Raw genomic sequence first — 7,270 nt, 5'->3', positions numbered from 1 at the left:
GAGGGTATGTGCCTCTTCTTTTGGAAGGGGTTTTATTTTGTTTTTAAGGAGGAATAATGAGATAAAATGCGTAAACTGTTTACATCTGAATCTGTTACTGAGGGACATCCTGATAAAATCTGCGATCAGATTTCTGACGCAATATTAGATGAAATTTTGAAAAAAGATCCCTATGCCAGAGTTGCTTGTGAAACAGCTGTGACTACAGGTTTGGTCATGGTAATGGGAGAAATTACTACTCAGTGCTATGTAGATATACCAAAAGTAGTGAGAAAAGTAGTAGAAGAGATTGGCTACACAAGAGCAAAATACGGTTTCGACGCTGATACTTGTGCAGTTATCACTTCTATTGATGAGCAATCTCCTGATATTGCCCTTGGTGTGGACAAGGCATTAGAGGCTAAAAGAGGAGAACTTTCAGATTCGGAAATTGAAGCTATTGGAGCTGGAGATCAAGGTTTAATGTTTGGCTTTGCTTGTGATGAAACAGAAGAATTAATGCCTATGCCTATAATGATGGCTCACAAGCTTGCGAGAAGACTGGCTGAAGTTAGAAAAAATGGTACACTAAGCTATTTAAGGCCGGACGGAAAGACTCAAGTAACTGTAGAGTATGAAGATGACAGGCCTGTGAGGGTAGATTCTGTTGTTGTCTCAGCTCAACACGCACCTGAGGTTGACCATGACATTATTGAAAAAGATATTATTGAGCATGTGATAAAGGCCATTATACCTCCTCATATGCTAGACGATAAAACAAAAATTTTTGTAAATCCAACGGGGAGATTTGTTATTGGTGGACCTCAAGGTGATAGCGGACTGACAGGAAGAAAAATTATTGTAGACACCTATGGCGGATATGCAAGGCACGGGGGCGGGGCTTTTTCAGGTAAAGACCCGACGAAAGTGGACAGATCCGCAAGTTATGCTGCAAGATATGTAGCAAAGAATATTGTAGCAGCAGGACTTGCTAAGAAATGTGAAGTGCAATTGGCTTATGCAATAGGTGTTGCTACACCTCTTGAAATAGGTATTGATACTTTTGGTACAGGCAAGATACCAGATGAAAAGATTTCGGAAATTGTAAAGCAAGTTTTCGACTTAAGACCTGCAGCTATAATTAGGGATTTAGATTTGAGAAGACCTATTTATAGACAAGTTGCAGCCTATGGTCACTTTGGGAGACACGACTTAGACCTCCCATGGGAAAAAACAGACAAAGTAGATATATTAAAAAAGTTGGCAGGAATATAAATTTGAAAGCCCGGGTAAACCCGGGCTTATGGCATTTTTTATATATCTTTTTTAATGCCATAGAACTTATGTTTTGTAAACGCTTCGCTACCTTAATTATACCACAAAAATTGAAAAAAAGAAATGAATTGGCTTTAATTTGCTTTAAATATAAGGTAAAATTAAATAAAGAAAAGAATTAAAACAGGAGAATCGGCTATGATTGACATAGAAGGTATAGTTGAAGAAATAATTTTTAGAAATGAACAAAATGGTTATACAGTTTTAGAATTAAGTACCCAAGGTTTAGCAGTTACTGCTGTAGGTTATATGCCTTTTGTAAACATTGGGGAAAGAATTAAAATTGAAGGTGAATGGGTAGAACATCCTGATTACGGAGAGCAAATTAGGGTTTTAAATTATGAAACCTTGGCTCCTACCACTTTAGAGGGAATAGAAAAGTTTTTATCTTCTGGCTTAATTCCTGGAATAGGTCCTGTTACAGCAAGAAAAATTGTAAAAAAGTTTGGCGTTGATTCTTTAAATATAATTGAAACTGCACCAGAAAGATTAAAAGAAATAAAAGGTCTAAGCGATGAGAAGATAAAAAGAATTTGTGAAGCTTATGAAATGCAAAAGGGCATAAAAGAAGTGATGGTGTTTTTGCAGGGGTACGGTATTTCCACTGCAATGGCTATAAAGATTTATAAAGAATACGGAAACAACGCGATTGAAATTATTAAGCAAAACCCTTACAGATTGGCTGACGATATATTTGGAATAGGATTTAAAACTGCAGACAAAATAGCAGAGAGCCTAGGAGTTGACCCTCATTCTCTATATCGCATATCTTCTGGTACTCGATATGTTTTGATGCAGTATGCGGCAAATGGTCACACCTATGTGCCGAAAGAATTGTTAAAAAAAGAAGCAGCAAGTTTGTTAGAAGTGAGCGAAGAAGAAGTAGAGGATTCTTTTGTGCTTTTAGTACAAAATGAAAAAATACATATTGAAACTTTTGAAGATGATACTGTAGGAATTTACTATATACCTTACTATATAGCTGAATTACACACAGCAGAGAGATTGTTTAACATGACACTAATGGAAAATGAAGATTTAGGCATAGATGTCCAAAAAGAAATTAGAAATTTTGAAAAAGAAACAGGTATTTTGTTAGCAGAAAATCAAAAATTGGCTGTTGAAGAAGCTGTTAAAAATTCTGTTGTTGTCATAACGGGAGGACCAGGCACAGGAAAGACTACAATAATAAATTGTATAATACGTATTTTTGAAAAAGCTGGTAAAAAAGTGGCTCTTGCAGCCCCAACAGGAAGAGCCGCAAAAAGGATAACGGAAGCTACTGGAAAAGAGGCGAAGACTATTCATAGGCTTTTAGAATATACTTATTCGGAGGAAGAAGGGAAGGGCTTTAACAAAAATGAAAAAGACCCATTAAAATACGACGTTATAATAGTTGACGAAGCTTCAATGGTAGATATATTGCTTATGAATGCTTTATTAAAAGCCCTACCTATAGGGGCAAAACTGATTTTAGTAGGGGATGCTGATCAGCTTCCATCTGTTGGAGCCGGAAATGTCCTAAGAGATATAATAGACAGTGGAATAGTAAAAGTGATACGTTTAAAAGAAATTTTTAGACAGCAAAAGCAAAGTTTGATAGTAGTAAATGCTCACAAGATAAATAATGGAGAATATCCAACCTATAACGATAAAAATAGTGATTTCTTTTTTATAAATGCTAACACCCAAGAGGATATATTAAAAACCATATTGGAGCTTGTGACAAACAGACTTCCTAAAGCTTATGGATTTCATCCTATTAATGATATTCAAGTACTCACCCCTATGAGAAAAGGGATAATTGGTGTTCACAATTTAAATTTAGAGCTGCAAAAAGCATTAAATCCCCACGACAAAACTAAAGCCGAAAAAATAATGAAGGAGTTTGTCTTCAGGGTGGGGGATAAAGTGATGCAAATAAAAAATAACTACAAGATAAAATGGAAAAAAGGCGATGAAGAAGGAGAAGGAGTGTTTAACGGAGATATAGGAATAATTCAATCAATAGACGAAGAATTACAGGAATTGACTGTATATTTTGACGACGAAAAATTTGTCACTTATGACTTTTCTGACTTGAATGAACTAAATTTGTCTTATGCTATAACAGTACACAAAAGCCAAGGCAGTGAATTTCCTGTTGTCATAATGCCAATTACTTATGGACCCCCTATGCTATTAACAAGAAACCTTTTGTACACTGCCGTTACAAGGGCGAAGAAATTGGTTATTTTGGTAGGTCAAGAGAAATATTTGAAATTTATGATTGACAACAATAGAATCTCAAAAAGATATTCAGGGCTTCTTTCAAGGCTTAAAAAAGCACTTTTGTATGTAAACTAAATATTACGATTTTACACAAAATAGAGGAAAATTTACTGTAAAATGATAATTTTTTAATTAATTTTAATTTAATAATGCCGATATAAAATATAAAAGAAAAGTGAATTGCAATAAGGGGCAATAAAGATGATTTTTTTAGACCTTTTATTTCCACCAAAAACAACCTGCATTATTTGTAAAACTGCTATAAAAACAGGGTATTTATGCGACAAATGCAAAAGCACATTAAAATTTATTGAGGGTAATAGGTGTAGTATTTGTGGTAAACCAATAGACTATGAAGGAACATGTCCTGATTGTTTAGAACATGGTCATGAATTTAAACAAAATATAAGTCCTTTTGAATACGATGGTGTTGTAAAAGACTTAATAGGGCGGTTCAAATATTTCAAAGAGAGAGAATTGGCACCTTTTTTTGCAGACTATATGGCTGATGCAGTTAAAAAAATGAACTGGCCTATAGATGTCATAGTACCTGTTCCTCTTCACAAAATTAGACTTGACGAAAGAGGTTACAATCAGTCAGAACTTTTAGCAAGAGAACTTTCTTATCGATTGAATATTTTTATGTCTAAGGCTTTAAGAAGAGTGAGAAATACAACAACCCAGACTGCTTTGCACAAAGAAGAGAGGATAGAAAACGTAAAGGGTGCTTTTAAAGTGACTTACAAAGATACTATTGTTGGGAAAAATGTGTTACTGGTAGACGACGTGTTGACAACAGGTGCTACTTTGGACGAGTGTGCCAAAGTCTTAAAAGAAAATGGGGCAAAAGATGTATATGTGGCTACCATAGCAACGGGTAAAAATATGTAATGGGGTGTTTGAAGTATCAAAAAGGGGGATGAAAGGAAATGGAAATAAGAAATTGTAAAAGGTGCGGAAGGCTTTACACGTACACAGGAATTGACCTATGTCCAGTGTGCTATAGACAGGATGAAGAAGATTTTATGAAAGTGAGGGATTATTTAGATACACATCCCTCGGCTACCATGCTGGAAATATCTCAAAATACACAGGTTTCTACAAAGAAAATAATGGATTTTTTAAAGGAAGGCAGGCTTATTTTAACCTCTAATAACGTCAATATAGGTCTTAGGTGCGAAAGATGTGGTAAACCAATACTTACAGGTAGGTTTTGTGACGAGTGCAAAACCAAATTAGCTAAGGAATTAATGAAAGGCTATTCGATTCAATCCGATGACAAAAAGAAGAAAAACAAACAGGAGAAAGACTGTACGTTTATGAGAATCAAAAAAAGAAAAAATGATTTTTATATTAAACTTTTAAATTATTAAGTCGATATTAGTAGTAGTACGGGGGTGTTAAAAATGAAAATTTATAACAACAACATTGAAAAAATAATGTCAGTTTATCGAGTAGATGCAGTAGAAAAAGTTGCTAGCAAGAAAGCGGAGATAAAGGATAAAGTTGAGATATCAGAAGAAGCAATTAAACTTGCACAAAGTTCAAATGAATTTGAAAAGATAAAGAATCAAAAGATTGAAAACATAAAGGCAATGCTGAGTGCTGGGACTTACAATGTAAAAGCTGAAGATGTGGCGGATGCTATTCTTAAGGGAATATTGTTGAATAAAAAAATTTAAAAAGGGTGTGCTGGCAATGGCTAATAGCCAAAAGCTTGTAGATGTATTAAGGGGAGAAACAGAAATTTACAAAGTTTTATTAGACTTAGCGATAAAAAAAACTGATATTATAATTGCGGGAAAAATAAAAGAATTAGATGAAATAGTGCAAATAGAGAAGCAACTTATAAAAAAACTAATGGAATTAGAAGAACAAAGAGAGGATATATTGGAGAAGATTGATATAGAAGGCAAAATGACAATAACCGACTTGATAGAATCAATTTCTTCAGAAGAAGCAGAAAACCTAAAAGATATCAAATATAATCTGACTAATATTTTAAAAGAACTTGAAGAAAGAAACAAATTAAATGCTGCTTTAATTGAACAAGCGTTAGAATATGTAAATTATTCTATTCAAACAATATCAAGTGCCTTAGAAAGTGATGATGGTGTTTATGGGAATAATGGCAATATAAAAAAATACACCAGCCTAATTGACAAAAAGGCATAGGGGGATGAAGATGTCTACTTTTCAAGGATTAGAAATAGCAAAGACAGGATTGTTTGTAAGCCAAAAGGCTTTGGATGTTACTGGACACAATATTGCTAATGCTAATACCCCTGGGTATACTCGTCAAGTAGTAGATATGGCCTCAATTGCACCACCCACTACTTTTGGTATGTATGACCAATGGGGAAAAGCCATAGGAGAAGGCGTAAAAATACAGGATATAAGGCAAATCCGCGACCAATTTTTAGACAACCAATTCAGAAGGGAAAATAAATTTTTGGGTGAATGGGAAACAAAAGCGCAAGTTTTAGCTGCTGTTGAGGATATATTTAACGAACCTTCGGATAGCGGAATAAACACAGTGCTTAATGACTTTTTTAATTCCCTTCAAGAGTTATCCAAGAATCCAGAAAGTTTGACGGTAAGAGCAGAAGTTAGAGAAAGAGCTATTGCTCTTGCTGATACTTTTAATACTGTATATCAGCACCTTTATGATAAATTGAATGAATTAAATTCTACCATACAAAGTAGAATTGCAGAGATAAATTCTTATGCTGAGAGAATAAGTAAATTAAATAATGAAATATATAGATTCGAACTTACCGGACAAACAGCAAATGACTTAAGAGACCAGAGAAATCTTCTTGTTGATCAACTTTCTAAACTTGTCAATATCACTACATATGAAGACTCCAATAGAAATTTCAGAATCGATATAGCGGGACAAGCTTTGGTAGATGGGTCAACTGCATTTACGATGAGTCTAAATAATACAGGTGCTGTGGTATGGGATTTAACAGGGGCACCTGTAAACCCTTCAAGTGGTATATTAAAAGGCTTACTCGATATGAGAGATGGAGATGGCACCAACGGGATAAAAGGAGTACCCTATTATATAAATGAATGGAATAAATTAGCATATAGTATAGCACAAGCGATAAATGAAGTACATAAAGCAGGTTATGGCCTTGACGGTTCTACAGGAATTCCACTTTTCACTGATTTTACTACTCCATATGATTCCACAGTTCAATATGCGAAGTTAATTAAAGTAAGTTCAGATATTCTTGCAGCAGATGGACTTGAGAAAATAGCTGCTGCATCAAGTACGGCTACTCTTCCGGGCGATAACACAAATGCATTAAAGCTTATTGCTTTAAGGGATCAAGGTAATGCGGTACTAAATGGAGCCACATTTGATGACTTTGCAAGGTCACTAATATCAAATCTTGGAGTGGATGCACAGCAAGCAAACTTAATGCAAAAAAATCAGGAAGTCATGGTAAAACAAATTGATTTAAACAGACAATCGGTATCTGGTGTATCTTTAGATGAAGAGATGACAAACATGTTAAAGTATCAGAAATCCTATGCTGCTTCTGCAAGAGTGATAACAGCCATGGATGAACTTTTAGATACTCTTATAAATAGGATGGGCATTGTAGGAAGATAATATGTCATCCTGAGGCGAAGCCGGAGGATCTCAGACCAAAGAGGAATACCATACAGT

Annotated in this window: 7 protein-coding genes; all 7 read left to right on the top strand. The window is 34.8% G+C overall.

Annotated features, from left to right (window positions below):
* Positions 1-66: 66 nt before the first annotated feature.
* Positions 67-1,254: a methionine adenosyltransferase gene (gene metK, locus M663_RS0111140; RefSeq protein ID WP_029688958.1), complete on the top strand. Its 1,188-nt coding sequence runs from the start codon at positions 67-69 to the stop codon at positions 1,252-1,254.
* 198 nt (positions 1,255-1,452) lie between these two features.
* Positions 1,453-3,660: an ATP-dependent RecD-like DNA helicase gene (locus M663_RS0111130; RefSeq protein WP_029688956.1), complete on the top strand. Its 2,208-nt coding sequence runs from the start codon at positions 1,453-1,455 to the stop codon at positions 3,658-3,660.
* Positions 3,661-3,786: 126 nt separating this feature from the next.
* Positions 3,787-4,476, top strand: coding sequence for a ComF family protein (locus tag M663_RS0111125; RefSeq protein ID WP_029688955.1), 690 nt, complete (start codon positions 3,787-3,789; stop codon positions 4,474-4,476).
* 38 nt (positions 4,477-4,514) lie between these two features.
* The gene (locus M663_RS14830; RefSeq protein WP_273702714.1) at positions 4,515-4,958 is read left to right on the top strand and encodes a TIGR03826 family flagellar region protein; all 444 of its coding nucleotides are present in this window, start codon (positions 4,515-4,517) and stop codon (positions 4,956-4,958) included.
* A gap of 33 nt (positions 4,959-4,991) precedes the next feature.
* On the top strand, positions 4,992-5,267 hold the full coding sequence (locus M663_RS0111115) for a flagellar biosynthesis anti-sigma factor FlgM (protein ID WP_009051753.1): 276 nt from the start codon (positions 4,992-4,994) through the stop codon (positions 5,265-5,267).
* Between the two features lie 16 nt (positions 5,268-5,283).
* On the top strand, positions 5,284-5,760 hold the full coding sequence (locus M663_RS0111110) for a flagellar protein FlgN (protein ID WP_003866888.1): 477 nt from the start codon (positions 5,284-5,286) through the stop codon (positions 5,758-5,760).
* Between the two features lie 10 nt (positions 5,761-5,770).
* Positions 5,771-7,213, top strand: coding sequence for a flagellar hook-associated protein FlgK (gene flgK, locus M663_RS0111105; protein ID WP_029688953.1), 1,443 nt, complete (start codon positions 5,771-5,773; stop codon positions 7,211-7,213).
* Positions 7,214-7,270: the final 57 nt, after the last annotated feature.

Source organism: Thermoanaerobacter sp. A7A (genome assembly GCF_000445185.1).
In the GTDB taxonomy this organism is placed as follows: Bacteria; Bacillota; Thermoanaerobacteria; order Thermoanaerobacterales; family Thermoanaerobacteraceae; genus Thermoanaerobacter.
Note: the sequence above shows the minus strand (reverse complement) of the source record. Positions and strands in the feature narration are given on the sequence as shown.

What these genes read in the sequence shown, in the direction of transcription:
- metK (WP_029688958.1), top strand. Translation starts at nt 67, where the DNA reads ATGCGTAAACTGTTTACATCTGAATCTGTTACTGAGGGACATCCTGAT.
- M663_RS0111130 (WP_029688956.1), top strand. Translation starts at nt 1,453, where the DNA reads ATGATTGACATAGAAGGTATAGTTGAAGAAATAATTTTTAGAAATGAA.
- M663_RS0111125 (WP_029688955.1), top strand. Translation starts at nt 3,787, where the DNA reads ATGATTTTTTTAGACCTTTTATTTCCACCAAAAACAACCTGCATTATT.
- M663_RS14830 (WP_273702714.1), top strand. Translation starts at nt 4,515, where the DNA reads ATGGAAATAAGAAATTGTAAAAGGTGCGGAAGGCTTTACACGTACACA.
- M663_RS0111115 (WP_009051753.1), top strand. Translation starts at nt 4,992, where the DNA reads ATGAAAATTTATAACAACAACATTGAAAAAATAATGTCAGTTTATCGA.
- M663_RS0111110 (WP_003866888.1), top strand. Translation starts at nt 5,284, where the DNA reads ATGGCTAATAGCCAAAAGCTTGTAGATGTATTAAGGGGAGAAACAGAA.
- flgK (WP_029688953.1), top strand. Translation starts at nt 5,771, where the DNA reads ATGTCTACTTTTCAAGGATTAGAAATAGCAAAGACAGGATTGTTTGTA.